Below are 16,298 nucleotides of genomic sequence, written 5' to 3'. Positions count from 1 at the left end.
CAACATCACTCTTCTGCACCGAAAAGATAGGCACGTGCGCTGGCTTTATCAGGTGCATACTCCCGTGAGAGAAAGTCGCAGCAGTAGGCTTGTTTCGCCTCAGGCCAAGTGCGGTATTGGCGGTAAAATTCGTTTTTATGGCAGATGAACAGCTGGCGGGTATCAAGCGGCGATAGCTCGGCTAGCAGCATATTGACGAGGTCTTTGTTCGCCGTGTTCGTAGCACGCAGCAGGTAGAAATAGCTGGGGTGCTCCATCTCGATTCTGGGTTTGGCGCCGCGGGTTTCGGCCCACCGCATCATGGCTGCCAAGCCATCGTACTCATGGGGTAACTCGCTTGCATAACGTGAGGCGCGGCGCCGCATATCCGTATACGAAAGGCCTGTGACGTCCATTCCCTTTTGCGTCAGGATTTCCGCCAGTATAAAAGTGACTTTTTGGCGCAGGATATCGACTTCCTGGGTATCTCGCCCTTTGATAACGGGCTCGGCAAGCCGATTGTGTTGTAAAAACTCCCCTATTTTCTTGCGATCATCCAGGCTAAGTATTTGCTTAACTGGGAATTTTCCTAACGGTTTTTCGGTGCTGGCGATTAAAGCTGAGCTATCGACATCTTGAAAGAGATACAGGCCGCCAAAGTGCGCCGTCCAGAAGTTTTTTTGCTCAAATGCCGCATGCTCGAGTCGCACTGGATTGCGTGAAATGTTACCCGTGCGTTTGACGGTATCGACCATATCGTCAATCAGGTGATTATCAAACCAGCTGTCCTCTTCCTCCATAAAGCGATCGATCAGGGACTCTAAGCGCTCAGCTTCTGCGATAGTACCCGTGGTCGTGTCGGCCTCAATGACGATGCGTCGGATATCAAACAGCCGTTCTGGCCTATCAACATCCAGCACAGAGTTTTCAAGCTCCCCAGCCACTGCGTCGGTTGCTGTTAGGGCAAAAAGCTGCTGCTCGTTAGCATCGATAAAACGGCGAAGTATGTCCCGATTGGTAGAGAACTTGGCGTTGAGTAGTGGGCAGTACTTCTGCTCGGTTGAGAGCAGGATAAACTGCCGATTGACGCCGCCGTGATTCAAGTAGTAGTGATCTTCAAGCTCATCACCGATCTCCGGCGAGTAGCCGGAGATGTCGATATGAAACTCTGTCAGCGCAGTGGTTCTCCCCGTGAGGTGTTGTAACGCACGGCCATAACGCTCGACCAGCGCTTGCGAACTGACATGAAAGAGGTTACCAAACATCAGTCCCTTTTCGATCAAGCGTTTCATGTTTTCTGCTCCTCCAGGTAGCGCCGACGCGCAGCTTCCTGAAGTCCTAGGTCGCGAACCATGGTGTCAATGGCGGCAGCATCGGATTTGCCTGCATAGCGGAACTCGCTGTCGGCGTAACGGTTAATCTCCTGTAGCACCATATCTGTGGTAATAGGGACTCTCAGCTCGGCAATCATATTGGATTTCGTATCGTAATCCTTAAACAGGAAAAGCTCCGGATTCTCCATCCACTCATCCGGGAGCTCGAAATCCATTGAGCGCACTTTGACGGCATCGGTGATGTTCTTGATCGCGCGGCCGGTGAATCGCTCGTCGGCCTCTTGAATGGCTTTCAGATAAGTGCCGAGCTTGGCGATGGTATCCAGCTCGCCTACTTGTGTGTGCACGCGATCAAATACCGCCAACAGTGTCTCTTCCTGGGGGCGGTTATGAGCTTGAAAAGAGTTAGCCACTGCCTTCTGGATTTCCTGGGCAGCGTAAAGCGCGTGCTCGCCCAGCGGGATCTGGTGATCCTTACCGAGTAGAAGGTGAAGAACGTCGATGTAATCTTCGCGGGTTTGCGGGCCATCGACCAAAAAGCGCGCACCTGAACGTTGGCGCAAGGCGTCATCGACGTTTTCGGGATAGTTAGAAAACATGCCAAAGGTACAATTGCCGCGCACGACCGTGTTAGCACCTGCAAAGGCATCCATCAACACCGCAGTCACTTCCTGCTGGCCCGCTGAGGATTGGCGGTCTCCACGTTTCCCGGCGATCTGGTCGATATCATCAACGGTACCGAAACCAATAACGCCTGGATCCATCAGATTGCTAATGAATGACTTGGCGTTCTGGCCGGATTTCCCTTGGTAGCTATCAATGTTGTCGATACCGAAGTTCTGGTAACGAAATGGATACCCGGCCGCCTGGCAGTAGTCGTTGAGTAGCCCCGCCATCATTTGAATCAAGGTGGTTTTACCCGTCCCTGGTTTACCGTCGCCCATGAACGTGAAGATAAAACCACCCATCTCGGCGAAGGGGTTTAAGCGTCGCTCAAAATCGTAAGCCATTAGCATTTTGGCGAGTCGCAGCGACTGGTATTTAGCGATATGGTTGCCCACCACCTCATGAGGCTTTTTGAAGCTCATGGTAAGCGTGGTGGATTTTGCTTTGGTGGCAGGCTCAAATCCGCGCAGCGTCAGGTCGTCGGCTTCTATACGCCAGACTGCGTCGCTAAACGGGGCGAGTCGCGGTGCGTTTTGTGCGCGCAACGCGACTTTTTCCATGCACTGCTCAGCAAAGGCGCTGAGCGTTGCTGGCAATTGGCTCTCGTCGGTGGCATGAAGCGTGAGCTTTTGGTCGAGTTCCCAGAGCGTTCCATTCAGTGCTAGGGGCGCATTGTCCGTCAGTAGCTCCGCGACCTCCCCAACTTCGACGCTGTTCTCGTTAGCATGAGGGGCTATCAGGAAGGCAGTGGCATTGGCAAAGACATGCACAACAGCGAGGGCTTCGCCTGCCAGTAGCTGGGTGAATTCAGCTTTACGTGCGGTGTCCAGAGTGCCTGCCAAATTAGCCCGCTTAAGTTCAGTAAGCCCCGATGAATCAGCGTAAGCTTCACCCACTGCCAATGCGATAGCCAGCGCCCGCCGCAACTGATGAAGCGCCGTGGCTTGGAGCGGCGAGACAAAAGGATCGTCTGTTTCGAGCCCCTCGATGCGTGCGCGCACATGTACGCCATCGGGACGGGCGGTGGAGCGGGTTACTAAGCCTGGCGTGGTGGTTCGCAGACGGCGAGTCTGGCCGATGCCGGGGGAGCGCTCTTGTACTGCTGTTTGTTCCGAGGCCTGGGGTTTGGCCAAGCGCGGCGTATGGTCTATTCCTTCTAGCATCGTGGTGGCAGTGCCGTAATGCTTGCGAATATCCTCTTCTCGAAGTTCCATCTGGTCGCTGGTAAAACTCATGACATCCTCGGTTATAGGGCTATCCTGCCCTAATGACATTGCTCCAATACCGTTAGCGCGCAACAATGCTGCTATAAGTGAGCGCCTGGGTCGGTAATTTTGATTTGCAGCTGTTTAGTAACTCAACACTTGCCCCTTGGGGCTAACCACGAACTTGCGCACATCAAGAAAGCCTGGGGGATCCAACTCAGCAAGCACTTGAAAAGGGTGTTGTGGCAGTATGATGGCGCGCTCTGTGCGCGTGGCGCCGGTATCAACCCCTCGGCTACCGAAGGGATCAAGGGCAAACACTTCACGCTCTACTTTGCTAAACCATCCAGCGCGTTCCTCGCGTACCTGCTCGCTATTTAATTCTTCAAGCGTCCAGGCAAGGGCCCAGTCCTGGCCCTCCTGGGTGGCTGCCTGCTCAAGCACTTGATGCAGGGGCCCCGACTGCTCGGTATAAGCCGATGAGTACATCGGGCCTAGGTGGTAACGACTCAACTGTTTGGGGTGAAGGTCACTGAAATCCTTATCGAAGCCCTGGGCAATGGTCAGTAGCTTCAAGCCCACTAAAGATTGCGACATAAGATGTGACTGCACCTGAGGCCAACGGCTTTGATCCTGGGGCAGGGGTGTCTTGCCGCTATCTTCCAGCTCTGCCAGATAGATGACGGGTAAGTTGACTTGACTGTCGTACACCGCCCAATGAATCAGAAATTGGCGGCGACCATTATCACTGGTGCCCAGCGAGATAAGAGTTGGGTCATTACGTGCCCAAAACAGGCCACCTTTCGTCAGCATTTGGTAATAAAGGCGTTGTGACAGGGCAAACTGCAGCTTGGTAGGCGTTTGTCGTTCAGTAAGAATAGTGTGAAGCATCTGCTTCTTCAGAGACTTCTCCGAAGGCAGGTTGGCAAGATGAAGGGGCGCTTGCTGAACGTCATTGCCCATGGTCAAAAGCTCGGATGCCACTGGAAAGCCGCTGTCCCGTTTATCCATCGTCAGGCTGTCCATCTGAGGGCCTAGCTCATTGCCGACGAGTAGATACTTCATGCTTAATGCCTTGAAAGTACGGTTCAGTCTAATCAAATAGTCCGTTAATACCTTGGCATTGGTTTTGGTAAGCTTTCCTTCTGCCTGCAGTGTCACCGCAGTTCTAGCGAGGTAATGGATAATATGCTCGAACTTGCGAAAATAACGACGCGAGGCAAACGGGTCTGCCAAGTCAGTATGATCGCGGCTTAGCTCAGTCATTGGTTTCCCCAGCGAGAACAGGCTTGTTCTCGATCATCCTTTCGTTGGCTACGAGCAACCATCGACACATTGGGCGAGCGGTGCTCACCCAATGCTGATTGATCACTATCTTAAAAAACTTCGTGGGGCGAAAATCAGCCCCCGTACAGGTTCTTATCGTGCTTCTCAACGATGGCGGAGAACCGACGGGCAAAACGATCATCGGCTTTGGCTTTTTTCTCAATAATATCGCGGGCAAACACCATGCTGTCTTCGTGCGCTTCCATCATGTCGGCCATGCGCTGATTGGTAGCCGAACCAATGCCAGCCATGGCTGTTTGCGCTTCCTTATCGGTTTCAACGCCGATTTCGTTGATGCGGTGAGCGACTTCCTGTTGCTGAGCCGTTTTGAGCGATTTTGTCAGGGCGTCGTAAAGCACAACGCGTTGCTGAGTATCTGTCTGCAGCTTGTTGATCAGCACCATTTGGGTAGCCGCTTGGTTCTGCAAACTATCAACCCAGGTTTTACCCTTTTCGACATAGCGTTCTAGCGTCTGAGATTTGGCAATTTTGACCTGCTCTTGCTGTACCAGGGCATTATATTTTTCGTTCAGGTTGGCCAATTCAGTTTCAAGCTGGGTTCGAGACGTCGCGTCCTGCTCTACAGAGATTTTATTTTCCAGCTCAACGATTACTGGATCAATTTCAAGTAATTCAGCGCGAACGGCTTCAAGTTCCTGTACCGTCGCCTCCCGGTCATCAAGGGTGGAAGTGAGGTTTTGTTGAACTTTTTCTTGCTGCTCTTGTAATGTTTCTAGCTGGTCTTTTAATAGACTGACAATAATGTCTGATTTTGAAATCAGGTCTTGCAGCTTATCGTCGATATTCGCCCCGCGAATTCGCTCTTGCCGCATTGATTCAGACTTCCCCTTACTGAAAAAACCGACAAAGTTCTCCCAGCTCGACTTTGAACGCATGCCGTCAAAATCTTTCGAAAATGCCGCTGTGGTATCATCCAAGCCCATGATAAGTTCGGCAATGTTGGCGTTCATCAGGTCTGAGTGAGCTTGCACATCATCAAGCGTGGCATTCTCAATATCAAAACCAATATCTTCACCTGCCTCAATTTTTTCTCGTGCGGTGTCCAATTGCGATGTCACTGAAGATATCTTGGCTTTAGAAGCCTTAACAGTATCTTGCGAGTCCTGGATCATTTTGTCGAATTGAGATGCACTCATGATTTTATCCTTAATGAAGTATGGTGAAGATCCTTATAAAAAGGGCTTTATAGGTGATTTTAGTTTCACATGTCAATGTTATACGCCTTAAAGGGGCGATGAAATCCGGGCAATTAGTTGCCCAGCAATAAAGCAGTAAGCCATATCCATAATAATAAGGGCGGAAAGTAACGGCAGAAAAAAAGGCTGTTTATACTGCGTTTACAAAAAAAAATGCAATTTTACCCAATCTTTTCAAAAACACTTCGTGGCTCCTCTCCGTTAACCTGGGGGCATTCGACGGCAAGGCTAATAAGTGCTTGCTGACAATGCCACACAGTGATTGCAGTGCTCAGTTAGCCAGCCTGCATTTGAGGAGAGGTTCCCATGACCACACTATCGACCACGCTCGCCAAGCGCCTGGAAGATCCGCGTCTGTTCCGGCAGTACGCCTACGTGAACGGCAAGTGGACCCACGGGGAGGGCGGTCGCGAAGAAGCGGTTTATGACCCTGCCACCAATGAAGCCATTGGCCATATCCCGCTGCTGGAAGCCGAGCAGATCACCGCCGCTGTAGATGCCGCTGAAGCTGCTTTTGTACACTGGCGGGCGCTGCGTGCCGACGAGCGCTGTGAGCGTTTGCTGGCTTGGTATGACCTGATTCAAGCCAACCGCGAAGACCTTGCCACTATCATGACCTTGGAGCAGGGCAAGCCGCTGCCCGATGCCCGTGGCGAGGTAGAATACGGTGCCAGCTTCGTGCGCTGGTTTGCCGAAGAGGGCAAACGCACCTATGGCGAAACCATCCCCAGCCATATTCCGAATGCTTCTCTGGGCACGATTAAAGAGCCGGTGGGTATCGCGGCGATGATTACGCCCTGGAACTTCCCGCTGGCGATGATTACCCGCAAAGCCGCCGCCGCGCTGGCAGCGGGCTGCCCGGTGATCGTCAAACCCGCCAATGAAACGCCTTACTCTGCGTTGGCGCTGGCGGAGCTGGCTGAGCGGGCGGGTATTCCGGCGGGGATTTTCAACGTGGTGTTGGGTGATCCCGCGGAAGTCTCTAAGATTCTCTGCGCAGAGTCGCGTATTCGCGCATTGTCGTTTACTGGCTCCACTCGGGTTGGTCGCCTGCTCATCGAGCAGAGCGCCAACACCGTCAAGCGTCTCTCCCTGGAATTAGGGGGCAATGCGCCGTTTATCGTTGGGCCCGATATGGATCCCAAAGAGGCGGCCTTTGCGGCAATAGATGCCAAGTTCCAAACCGCGGGGCAGGACTGCTTGGCCGCCAACCGTATTCTGGTGCACGAATCCATCCACGATGAGTTCGTTGAACACTTTAGCGAGCGTATGTTGGCGCTAACCCTGGGTAATGGTTTGCAGAGTGAGATTGACCTTGGCCCGCTGATTCACCGCCAGGCGGTAGAGAAAGCGGCCGCGATTGTCGATGACGCCATTTCCAAAGGCGCCACTATGATCGGCGGTGATCAAAGCCAGGCACCCGGCGAAAACTTCTTTATGCCAGCAATGCTGACTGGTGTGACGCCGCAGATGAAAGTGTGGCGGGAAGAGAACTTCGCGCCTGTGGCCGGTATCACTGCTTACAGTACCGACGACGAAGTCATCGAAATGGCCAATGACACCGAGTACGGCTTGGCTGCCTATATCTACACCCACGATATTCGCCGTATCTGGAAGCTAATGCGCGCACTGGAGTACGGCATGGTCAGCGTCAACTCGGTTAAGATGACCGGCCCGCCGGTTCCCTTTGGTGGCGTTAAGCAGTCTGGCCTTGGCCGTGAGGGCGGCGCCACGGGTATCGATGAGTATCTGGAAACGAAGTATTACTGCCTGGGTGCGCTAGGTTCGGTGTCTGGAAGCTAGCGCGGATAGTGTCGCAGTCGAGGCTGGTTAGGCACTAAGCGAACCGTCTTTTTCAGGGCCGGAAAGAGCTCCATGCAATTCCGGCATTTCCGCCATCCTTGGCGGTCAGATGAAAAAGCCGAGCGCCCAGGGACGGGGTTACAGCGTGTTCGCGTGTGCCTAACCAGCCGTGCAGCCCGCAATATTTTAAATGCCGCCCCGCTGATCGGGGAGGTTTACTGTATAGAGAGAACGCTATGAGCTTGCATCAGGATTTGATTGAACGCGACCGTAAAGTCACTTTCCACGCCTCTACCCACCTGCGCGACTTCGCCCACGGCGATTCGCCGGGCCGGGTGATTACCGGCGGCAAAGGCATCAATATCGTGGATAAAGACGGCCGTGAATTTATCGACGGCTTTGCCGGGCTTTACTGCGTTAACATCGGCTACGGTCGCACCGAAGTCGCCGAAGCGATCTATAAGCAAGCGTTAGAGCTCTCTTACTATCATACCTATGTGGGCCACTCCAACGAGCCGCAGATCGAGCTTTCCGAGCGCATTCTGAAAATCGCCGGGATGAACATGTCCAAGGTGTACTACGGCATGTCCGGGTCGGATGCCAACGAAACTCAGCTCAAGATTGTTCGCTACTACAACAACGTGCTGGGCCGCCCGCAGAAGAAAAAGGTTATCTCACGCATGCGCGGCTACCACGGCTCCGGCATTGCCTCGGGCTCGTTAACCGGCTTGAAAGCGTTCCACGACCATTTTGATCTGCCGATTGACACCATTCGCCATACCGAAGCGCCGCACTACTACCTGCGCGCTGCCGAACAGCACGGTATGACAGAGCTTGAGTTCTCTGCGTTTTGTGCCGACAAGCTGGAAGCGATGATTCTGGAAGAGGGCCCTGACACCGTGGCCGCGTTTATTGGCGAGCCGGTACTGGGTACAGGCGGTATCGTACCGCCGCCGGAAGGTTATTGGGATGCCATACAAGCCGTGCTGGCGAAGTACGACGTACTGCTGATCGCCGATGAAGTGGTGTGTGGCTTTGGCCGTACCGGCTCCGATTTCGGCAGCCATCACTACAACATGAAGCCTGATCTGGTCACCATCGCCAAGGGCTTAACTAGCGCCTACCAGCCGCTTTCCGGCGTGATTGTGGGCGAGAAGGTGTGGCAGGTGCTGGAGCAGGGCACCGGTGAGTACGGGCCCATCGGCCACGGCTGGACCTACTCTGGCCACGCACTGGGCTGCGCGGCTGGCCTGGCCAACCTGGATATTATCGAGCGTGAAAACCTGGTGGGTAATGCCGCTGAAACCGGCGGTTACTTCCAGCAGCAGCTAAAGGCTAACTTTGAAGGCCACCCGCTGCTGGGTGACGTGCGCGGTGTTGGCCTGATGGCGGCGCTTGAGTTTTCGCCGGATGCCAAACAGCGCTTGCACTTCGACCCAGCACTTAAAGTCGGCCCCCGTGTAGCCGCTGCTGCCATGGAAGAGAACCTGATTGCCCGCGCCATGCCCCAAGGAGACATTCTCGGCTTTGCGCCGCCGCTGACCATTAATCGTGGTGAAGTGGACGAGATGATTGGCCGTGCCAAGCGCGCCATTGACCGGGTGACCGATGAGCTAGTGCGCTCTGGCGACCTGAAAAGTGGCGAAAAAGAGGCCGCGTTTACGGTTTGATGACCTGATTTAGCTTTTTAAGCGCCGCTGCCTGTGCAGCGGCGCTTTTGTTATTGAAGGGGTCTACTATGCTAAAGATATAAGCTGAACTCAGGCCACAATTAATTGAAAGTTAAGGAGTAGCTAACGATGCAACCGGTCTTAGCCTTCGATGTGTACGGTACTTTGATCGATACCCAAGGGGTTACCGTTGAGCTTGAGCGCCGCCTAGCGGATGACTCTAAAGCGGGTGAGTTTGCCCGCCGCTGGCGCGATAAGCAGCTAGAGTACAGCTTTCGCCACGGCCTGATGGGGGCTTATGTACCGTTTTCGGAGTGCACCCGCGAAGCGCTGGTGTTTGTTGACCGCGCACTGCAAACCGGGCTTTCGGATAACGACCAAGACCATCTAATGGCGGTGTACGGTGAGCTGCCCGCGTTTGACGATGTAGTGCCTGCGCTAGATCAGCTTCGCGATGCGGGCATACGTTGCGTGGCATTTTCGAACGGCACCGCTGATGCCGTGTCCAAGCTGCTCACCCGCGCAGGCGTTGAGAGCCATATGGACGACGTGGTCAGCGCCGATGAGGTAAAACGCTTTAAGCCAGACCCGGCGGTGTACGCTCATCTGCGTAGCCGCTTGGAAACTCGCCCCGAACACACCTGGTTGGTGTCCAGTAATCCCTTTGATGTGATTGGCGCCACCCATGCAGGCCTACGCAGTGCCTGGGTACGGCGCAGTCCTGATGCGCCTTTTGACCCCTGGGGTATCGAGCCAGATATGACGGTGACCGATCTGGAAGCATTGGCTGAGCGCATCATCCGTTAGGTTGTTAACCTATGTCGACAAGCCGCATAATGACGCACGCTTAACGACTTAGGAGTTAACCATGTCAGAAAAAATCTACTGTATTGCTGGTTTTAAACCCAAACCGGGCAAGGAAGAAGCGGTATTCAAAGCGCTTCAGTCGTTAGAGCCGAATACTCACCGGGAAGATGCCTGTATTCACTACACCGTGACCCGGCAGATCGAGAATCCTTTCGCGCAGGGCACCAGCTACCCGATTGTGTTTCATGAAATCTGGGCCAGTCGCGAGGAGTTTGAAGCACACTGCCAGCGCCAAGAGATCCAAGACTTCTTTGCCAAGCACGTTGAAGCGCCGGATGGCGATATCGAAGATGCCAACGTGTGTGTTTACACCGATGAGCCCTGGAATTTTGACGCGCCCCAAGTTTAAACGAATCGAGCTTTAAGCGAATCAAGCTTTAAGCGATAAAGGAGCCAACATGACCGATAAAAAGATGAACGTCGAGAGCTTTAACCTGGATCACACCAAGGTCAAAGCCCCGTACGTGCGCTTGGCCGATATTAAAGAAGGCCAGAACGGCGACCGTATCCACAAGTACGACCTGCGTATCTGCCAGCCCAATAAAGAGCATATGGAGATGCCCGCGCTGCACTCCCTCGAGCACTTGATGGCTGAGCTGTCGCGCAATCACACCGATAAAGTGGTCGATATCAGCCCCATGGGCTGCCAAACCGGCTTCTACATCGCGATGATTAACCACGACGACTATGACGGCGTGATCACCATCATCGAACAAACCCTAAACGACGTGCTAGAAGCCACTGAAGTGCCTGCCTGCAATGAGATGCAGTGTGGCTGGGCTGCCAGCCACAGTTTGGAAGGCGCCCAGGAACTGGCTCGCAACCTGTTGGCCAAGCGCAGCGAGTGGACGGAAGTGTTCGCTTAAGCGTAATGTAACCGTCAATGGGTCGTTAGCCGACGCCTCCTCGTGCTGTATCAAGCAAGGGGAGGCGTTTTTATTGAGAGTGTTTTAACAATGGAAAACGTCAACCAACAGTGACATGCTGGCGTAACGTAAATATCTTCCAAGGGGTAGGCATTACTATGCTGTTGGACACTTGGCTTTTATACCTAATCGCCTGCCTTGGTCTGTCGCTTTCGCCTGGGCCAAACGGCCTGCTGGCGCTGACTCATGGCGCACTACATGGCAGCCGTAGAACCCTGTTTACTATTATCGGCGGCGCGACAGGCTTTATGCTGATTATTGCCCTGTGCATGTTTGGGATTGGGGCGCTGCTCAAATCGTCCGTGGTATGGCTAACAGTGCTGAAATGGGTTGGTGGGGGATATCTTATTTGGTTGGGTATCCAGGTATGGCGCTCGCCACCGATTACGGGCGAGGTGGGTGTGAGCACAAGCCAAGCCAGCGGGTGGCACCTGTACCGCCAAGGGGTACTGGCATCGATTACCAATCCCAAGGTGCTGCTGTTTTTCAGCGCTTTTCTGCCTCAATTTATCGACCCACAGCGAAGCTTGATGCTGCAATATTTCGTGCTGGCAGGCACCTTTGTGGCTATCGAATGTGTGGTGGAAGGCCTGCTTGCCAATATGGCTAACCGCATTCGCCACTGGCTGAAGCGCGTTGGCCGCGTGTTCAACCGCACTTGCGGCGGCATCTTCGTTGCCATCGGCGCCGCGCTGCCGTTGCGCCCATGAATTTAGCTCTGCATGGTTGATGAATGCAATGAATGCATGATTGAGAAGTATTGACTTCCGCCTATGCTGCCCCTATAAACCCGGTACAACCCACCACTCTAGGCCCTCATGTTCCTCCTAATCACGATTGCGACCCTTTCAATCGCGTTCTCGTTTTTATGTTCCATCCTTGAAGCGGCGCTTCTTTCAATTACGCCCAGCTACATTGCTAAGCAGAAAGAAGATAACCCCAAGCTGCACGCCTCGCTTACGCGTCTGAAGGCGAATATCGATCGGCCCCTAGCCGCTATTTTGACCCTCAATACGATTGCCCATACCGTGGGGGCAACTGCAGTAGGTGCTCAGGCCGCGGTCGTGTTTGGCGAAGCCTCTATCGCCATTGTTTCGGCGGTAATGACCATGGCGATTTTAATACTGTCGGAAATTATTCCGAAGACCATTGGCGCGACTTACTGGCGTGGTTTATCGCCGTTTTTACCGCGCTTTTTAAATCCGATGATTATAGGCCTGCTGCCTTTTATCTGGATGTCGGAGCAGATCACCCGCCGACTCGGTAAGTCGGAGCACGATGTCGACCTGCGCGATGAAATTAAAGTACTGGCACGCGTCGGTCTGGAAGAGAAGGTGCTGGATGCAGACGAGTCGCGCACCATTATCAATATGCTCAACTTGCACGATATCGTCGTCAGTAAAGCGATGACCCCGCGCACGGTGTGTGAAACCGTTTTGCCTGACATGACCGTGAAAACCTTCGATGAACAGTATGGCAAAGCGCCGTTTACACGCTTCCCAGTGATGGACAACGGTGAGCAGGCCTTTGGTTATGTGCATAAAGCCGATATGTACCACGCCGACGATGCCAAAACGATGCGCGAGCTAATGCATCCGATAGGCAGCGTGGACGTCTCACACAACATTGAGCAGGTGTTTACCTCCATGCTGAAAGACCACCTGCATATGCGGGTGGTCTACGATGAGCACGGTACCTTTGTAGGTTTAATCACCTTAGAAGACATTATCGAAACCATTCTTGGGCAGGATATTGTCGATGAAACCGACAATGTGGCCAATCTACGCCACTATGCAAAACAGCAGTGGATCAAGCGGGTTAAGCGGGAAGATAAAGACGCCAAAGCAGAAGAGTAATTTCTAGAAAGGGATGCTCTGTTTGTAGAGCTAAAACGGCGCCTTCGGGCGCCGTTCTGCTTTTACAGGCATTTATATTCAGGCTTTTACGCCGTTAGACTACGCTTGGCAGAGCGAGTGAACGTTGTGCTACGACTCGCTGTCTTAGCGCAAAATGATCTATAGTGAAGGTGTTGAAAGTCAAATAAGCTATTAGGGCGTCTAACGCCCATTAAGGAGGAGAGCATGTCATTACGTATTAATGCCGTCGTACCTGATTTCGAAGCGGAGACTAGCCAAGGGCCGATTCGTTTTCATGACTGGATTGGCGACAGCTGGGCGATCCTGTTTTCGCACCCAAAAGACTTTACCCCGGTTTGCACAACGGAATTCGGTGCCGTTGCGCAGCTGAGTGCCGAGTGGAAGAAACGCGGCACCAAAGTGATCGGTGTTTCCGTAGATGGCGTTGAAGACCACAAGCGCTGGGGCAATGACATCCAAACCGTCAGCGGTAGCGAAGTCGATTTTCCGATCATCGCCGATGATGGGCTAACGGTGTCAAAACTGTACGACATGCTGCCAGAAGATGCCTACCTGCCGGATGGGCGTACGCCCGCAGATAGCGCCACGGTGCGCTCGGTGTTTATTATCGGGCCAGATAAGCAGTTGAAGCTTTCCATGACCTACCCGATGACCGTAGGGCGTAACTTTGCAGAAATCCTACGCGCCCTGGATGCATTGCAAACCACGACGAAACACGGCGTTGCCACCCCAGCCGATTGGACGATAGGTCAGGACGTGATTATTCCGCCTAGCGTTTCTGACGCCGATGCCAAGCAGAAGTATGGCGAGTATGAAACGGTTCTGCCTTACCTGCGTAAGACGCCACTGCGCTGATTGCGTTAATAGAGTGGAGTAAAAAGCCAGCGCCTATGCGCTGGCTTTTGCATGGTGCATCAAGCGGACTCTAGCGCAAGCTGTTCAATAGACGTTGAAACGCTGCGTGCCCCAGTGAGTATCTCATTGACGATAATCTCAATTTCACTCACGCTGGTTTGGCTCGACTTGCCTTGCTCCACTACCTGCTGCATGGCTTGAGTGGTGCGCTCTACCAAGGCGCTGTTCTCTTTTAGCACTCGGGTAATATCGTCCACCGCTTCACTAGAGCCTTTGGCCAGGCGGCGCACTTCGTTAGCCACCACCGCAAATCCGCGACCCTGTTCACCTGCGCGTGCGGCTTCCACCGCGGCATTCAGTGATAGCAGGTTAGTCTGGTTAGCGATACGGGCAATCGACTCGGTAATACTATTGATACTCTGTGCCTGTTTGTTAAGCGCGGCGATTAGCTGCTGCGCTTCTGCTAAGGTTAGCGCCGCTTGCTCTGAATCACGCACCACGCGTTGCAGGTGGCTAAGACCGTTTTGGGCGATCTGCTCTGTTTGAGAAGAGGTGCTTTGGGCGGCAGTGACAGCCCGTGTGGCGGATTCTGCTGCCTGAACGGAGCGGGTGATATCGGTGGCGAACTTGACCACTTTGACGACGTTTCCATGGCTATCTTGAATCGGGTTATACGTTGCCTCTAGCCATACGCTGGCGCCACGAGAATCCAAACGTTCAAACTTCCCTTGCATGTACTCACCCTGTGCCAGCCGTTCCCAGAAACGTGGATTGGCTTGTGAAAAATTGGCAGGGCAAAACATTCGGTGGTGCGCGCCCACTAATTCATCATTTCGATACCCCATCACCTGCTCAAAATTGGAGTTGGCATTGAGAATTTCACCACTGGGGGTAAATTCAATCACCGCCATGGAGCTGTTTAGCGCGTCCAGGATGGCATTTTTCCGCTCCGCCTCTTGATGGGCAGCCGTAATGTCATTGGCAATTTTGAGTACCTCTACAACCTTACCCCGCCGATTACTGATCGGTATGTAGGTAGCCTCTAACCAAATTTCCTCGCCCTGGGCATTAGAACGACGAAAGCGGCCTTGTTGACTATGCCCAACTGCCAGGGTTTCCCAAAAGGTGCGGTACTCAAGGCTACGGCTATCTTCTGGGAAGCAGAAAATGCGGTGGTGTTGCCCCTTCACTTGGTCAAGCGTGTAGCCCACGGTGGTTAGGAATTGCTCGCTTGCCTTTTTAATCACCCCTTCAGGTGTAAAAGAGATGTAAGCGGTGTGTTGATATAGTGCACTGTGTAAACCATTGGAAGTGAGAAGTGTGAGCATTGCTAGTCCTGTCAGCGGGGCTATGTAAGTCTTGTGTACAAGATTAGAGCAGTCCTGGTCTATAAGCATTACTTTGTATCTAGATGACACAAAATGTTGCATTTGTAAGTTTTTGGCGTTTTTGATCATTAGTTTTGGCTAATTACCAGGTCAACTAGCCGGACTGTTCATAATAAATAGCTTTAGATGATGCCACCTGAGTAGCTGCTGGTTAGAGAAACTTGCAAAGCGGTGAAAGCTAATCGTTACTTGCAGCTCTTTGTATATTAAGTGTATAAGAATTTATTGTAGAGCAAGTCTTGAATAAAATCACTCATATGTATTGGTTTTGTACAATTTTTTATTGAACGTACGAAGCATTCTGCTGATGGGAAGTGGAAGTTAGAGAGGGCGGTGGTTTGTAGTGTTTGGCTGATGAGACTAATCGTCTAACGTTTGGCGCAAATTATGCTGGGAGGCCGGGTGATGGGTGCCAACTTGGTGTAACAGGTCGAATTGACGGGCGCAGTTGCGACAGGCTTTGCACATCGACAGATGCATACGCAGGGCCATCTTTTCACGCACCGATAGTGTTCTGTCTTGTTTTAAAGACATCAACCTCGTGGCTTCGCGGCACATGAGCATAGCAAGCTCCTTCAAGCTAGTTTAACCAACCATGATCCAAGCACTCTCTTAGCCGTAAACGCGCACGGTGTAAGATGACCCAGCAGTTGGTTTCAGTAATGCCGATTTCCTTACAAATCTCTGATGTGGAAAGCCCCATTAATTCACGCAGGGTAAATACCCGTGCAATGCTCTCCGGTAAGGCGATAAGGCAGGCATCAAATACCTGCCAGAAGCGCTGGTTTTCTAATACCTGTTCAGGCTCGCCCCAGTGGCTAGGGCGGGCAGCGCTCTGCCAGTGACCATCCTGCTGAAACAGGCGGTCAAGGGTATCGTCATCCAAGTCCAGCTCTAACGGTTGCCAAGCTCCTTGGCGGCGCTGTTGCCGGAGTTGATTTAGAATTTTGTATTTCAAAATGCCAAACACCCAGGTCTCGAATTCTGAGCGCCCTTCAAAGGTGGCACTTTTCTCAAAGGCGGTGAGTAAGGTTTCCTGTACCGCATCTTCAGCGGCGGTGGCATCACGTAGCTGCAACCGCGCAAAGGCCACTAAGCGTGGGCGTAGCTGGGTAAAGTGGGCCGCGGCTAATTTAGCGGAAAAAGGCACGATGATCCCTTTAGTAATGTCTCCAGGGCGCACAC

At 53.0% G+C, this 16,298-nt stretch carries 15 protein-coding genes; 8 read left to right on the top strand and 7 right to left on the bottom strand.

Translation table 11 applies throughout. From position 1 onward, the window contains the following. Positions 1 to 5: 5 nt before the first annotated feature. The 4 genes from OM794_RS16425 to OM794_RS16410 all read right to left on the bottom strand — a co-directional run bounded on the left by OM794_RS16425 (position 6) and on the right by OM794_RS16410 (position 5,667). The gene (locus tag OM794_RS16425; RefSeq protein ID WP_226247642.1) at positions 6 to 1,271 is read right to left on the bottom strand and encodes a DUF6638 family protein; all 1,266 of its coding nucleotides are present in this window, start codon (positions 1,269 to 1,271) and stop codon (positions 6 to 8) included. Beyond that, on the bottom strand, positions 1,268 to 3,214 hold the full coding sequence (locus tag OM794_RS16420; RefSeq protein ID WP_226247639.1) for an AAA family ATPase: 1,947 nt from the start codon (positions 3,212 to 3,214) through the stop codon (positions 1,268 to 1,270). Before OM794_RS16420 ends, OM794_RS16425 begins: the two co-directional genes overlap by 4 nt. Before the next feature lie 114 nt (positions 3,215 to 3,328). Then, on the bottom strand, positions 3,329 to 4,450 hold the full coding sequence (locus OM794_RS16415; RefSeq protein WP_226247636.1) for a hypothetical protein: 1,122 nt from the start codon (positions 4,448 to 4,450) through the stop codon (positions 3,329 to 3,331). A 134-nt stretch (positions 4,451 to 4,584) separates the two neighbouring features. Further along, positions 4,585 to 5,667 carry a hypothetical protein gene (locus tag OM794_RS16410; protein WP_226247634.1) on the bottom strand — a complete coding sequence of 361 codons (1,083 nt, stop codon included), beginning with the start codon at positions 5,665 to 5,667 and terminating at the stop codon, positions 4,585 to 4,587. 366 nt (positions 5,668 to 6,033) lie between these two features. Between OM794_RS16410 and OM794_RS16405 the strand changes: the two genes are divergently transcribed. The 8 genes from OM794_RS16405 to OM794_RS16370 all read left to right on the top strand — a co-directional run bounded on the left by OM794_RS16405 (position 6,034) and on the right by OM794_RS16370 (position 13,725). After that, entirely contained in the window at positions 6,034 to 7,530 is a 1,497-nt protein-coding gene (locus OM794_RS16405; RefSeq protein ID WP_226247633.1) for an NAD-dependent succinate-semialdehyde dehydrogenase, read from the top strand. A 236-nt stretch (positions 7,531 to 7,766) separates the two neighbouring features. Further along, complete coding sequence (locus tag OM794_RS16400; protein WP_226247632.1) at positions 7,767 to 9,200, top strand: aspartate aminotransferase family protein; 1,434 nt, start codon at positions 7,767 to 7,769, stop codon at positions 9,198 to 9,200. Between the two features lie 129 nt (positions 9,201 to 9,329). Then, on the top strand, positions 9,330 to 10,007 hold the full coding sequence (locus tag OM794_RS16395; protein ID WP_226247631.1) for a haloacid dehalogenase type II: 678 nt from the start codon (positions 9,330 to 9,332) through the stop codon (positions 10,005 to 10,007). 61 nt (positions 10,008 to 10,068) lie between these two features. Beyond that, complete coding sequence (locus OM794_RS16390; RefSeq protein WP_226247628.1) at positions 10,069 to 10,416, top strand: putative quinol monooxygenase; 348 nt, start codon at positions 10,069 to 10,071, stop codon at positions 10,414 to 10,416. Between the two features lie 49 nt (positions 10,417 to 10,465). After that, positions 10,466 to 10,933, top strand: a complete 468-nt coding sequence (locus tag OM794_RS16385) for an S-ribosylhomocysteine lyase (protein ID WP_226247626.1) — start codon at positions 10,466 to 10,468, stop codon at positions 10,931 to 10,933. Positions 10,934 to 11,091: 158 nt separating this feature from the next. Next, positions 11,092 to 11,703: a LysE family translocator gene (locus OM794_RS16380; RefSeq protein ID WP_226247624.1), complete on the top strand. Its 612-nt coding sequence runs from the start codon at positions 11,092 to 11,094 to the stop codon at positions 11,701 to 11,703. A 108-nt stretch (positions 11,704 to 11,811) separates the two neighbouring features. Continuing rightward, entirely contained in the window at positions 11,812 to 12,849 is a 1,038-nt protein-coding gene (locus OM794_RS16375) for a CNNM domain-containing protein (RefSeq protein ID WP_226247622.1), read from the top strand. A gap of 225 nt (positions 12,850 to 13,074) precedes the next feature. Next, positions 13,075 to 13,725 (top strand): peroxiredoxin, encoded by a 651-nt coding sequence (locus OM794_RS16370; protein ID WP_022522333.1) that lies wholly within the window; start codon positions 13,075 to 13,077, stop codon positions 13,723 to 13,725. 59 nt (positions 13,726 to 13,784) lie between these two features. On the opposite strand, the gene OM794_RS16365 is transcribed toward OM794_RS16370, so the two are convergent. From OM794_RS16365 to OM794_RS16355, 3 genes are all read right to left on the bottom strand, one after another. Further along, complete coding sequence (locus tag OM794_RS16365) at positions 13,785 to 15,053, bottom strand: PAS domain-containing methyl-accepting chemotaxis protein (protein WP_226247620.1); 1,269 nt, start codon at positions 15,051 to 15,053, stop codon at positions 13,785 to 13,787. Between the two features lie 420 nt (positions 15,054 to 15,473). Continuing rightward, positions 15,474 to 15,671: a zf-HC2 domain-containing protein gene (locus OM794_RS16360; protein ID WP_226247913.1), complete on the bottom strand. Its 198-nt coding sequence runs from the start codon at positions 15,669 to 15,671 to the stop codon at positions 15,474 to 15,476. Between the two features lie 22 nt (positions 15,672 to 15,693). Next, positions 15,694 to 16,263 carry a sigma-70 family RNA polymerase sigma factor gene (locus OM794_RS16355; protein ID WP_226247618.1) on the bottom strand — a complete coding sequence of 190 codons (570 nt, stop codon included), beginning with the start codon at positions 16,261 to 16,263 and terminating at the stop codon, positions 15,694 to 15,696. Between the last annotated feature and the right edge of the window lie 35 nt (positions 16,264 to 16,298).

The organism is Halomonas sp. BDJS001 (genome assembly GCF_026104355.1).
Taxonomy (GTDB): Bacteria; Pseudomonadota; Gammaproteobacteria; order Pseudomonadales; family Halomonadaceae; genus Vreelandella.
Note: the sequence above shows the minus strand (reverse complement) of the source record. Positions and strands in the feature narration are given on the sequence as shown.

Bases quoted from the DNA above. Each gene is read 5' to 3' on its own strand.
- OM794_RS16395 (WP_226247631.1), top strand. From the start codon at position 9,330: ATGCAACCGGTCTTAGCCTTCGATGTGTACGGTACTTTGATCGATACC.
- OM794_RS16425 (WP_226247642.1), bottom strand. From the start codon at position 1,271: ATGAAACGCTTGATCGAAAAGGGACTGATGTTTGGTAACCTCTTTCAT.
- OM794_RS16365 (WP_226247620.1), bottom strand. From the start codon at position 15,053: ATGCTCACACTTCTCACTTCCAATGGTTTACACAGTGCACTATATCAA.
- OM794_RS16360 (WP_226247913.1), bottom strand. From the start codon at position 15,671: ATGTGCCGCGAAGCCACGAGGTTGATGTCTTTAAAACAAGACAGAACA.
- OM794_RS16410 (WP_226247634.1), bottom strand. From the start codon at position 5,667: ATGAGTGCATCTCAATTCGACAAAATGATCCAGGACTCGCAAGATACT.
- OM794_RS16370 (WP_022522333.1), top strand. From the start codon at position 13,075: ATGTCATTACGTATTAATGCCGTCGTACCTGATTTCGAAGCGGAGACT.
- OM794_RS16405 (WP_226247633.1), top strand. From the start codon at position 6,034: ATGACCACACTATCGACCACGCTCGCCAAGCGCCTGGAAGATCCGCGT.
- OM794_RS16420 (WP_226247639.1), bottom strand. From the start codon at position 3,214: ATGAGTTTTACCAGCGACCAGATGGAACTTCGAGAAGAGGATATTCGC.
- OM794_RS16375 (WP_226247622.1), top strand. From the start codon at position 11,812: ATGTTCCTCCTAATCACGATTGCGACCCTTTCAATCGCGTTCTCGTTT.
- OM794_RS16390 (WP_226247628.1), top strand. From the start codon at position 10,069: ATGTCAGAAAAAATCTACTGTATTGCTGGTTTTAAACCCAAACCGGGC.
- OM794_RS16415 (WP_226247636.1), bottom strand. From the start codon at position 4,450: ATGACTGAGCTAAGCCGCGATCATACTGACTTGGCAGACCCGTTTGCC.
- OM794_RS16380 (WP_226247624.1), top strand. From the start codon at position 11,092: ATGCTGTTGGACACTTGGCTTTTATACCTAATCGCCTGCCTTGGTCTG.
- OM794_RS16385 (WP_226247626.1), top strand. From the start codon at position 10,466: ATGACCGATAAAAAGATGAACGTCGAGAGCTTTAACCTGGATCACACC.
- OM794_RS16400 (WP_226247632.1), top strand. From the start codon at position 7,767: ATGAGCTTGCATCAGGATTTGATTGAACGCGACCGTAAAGTCACTTTC.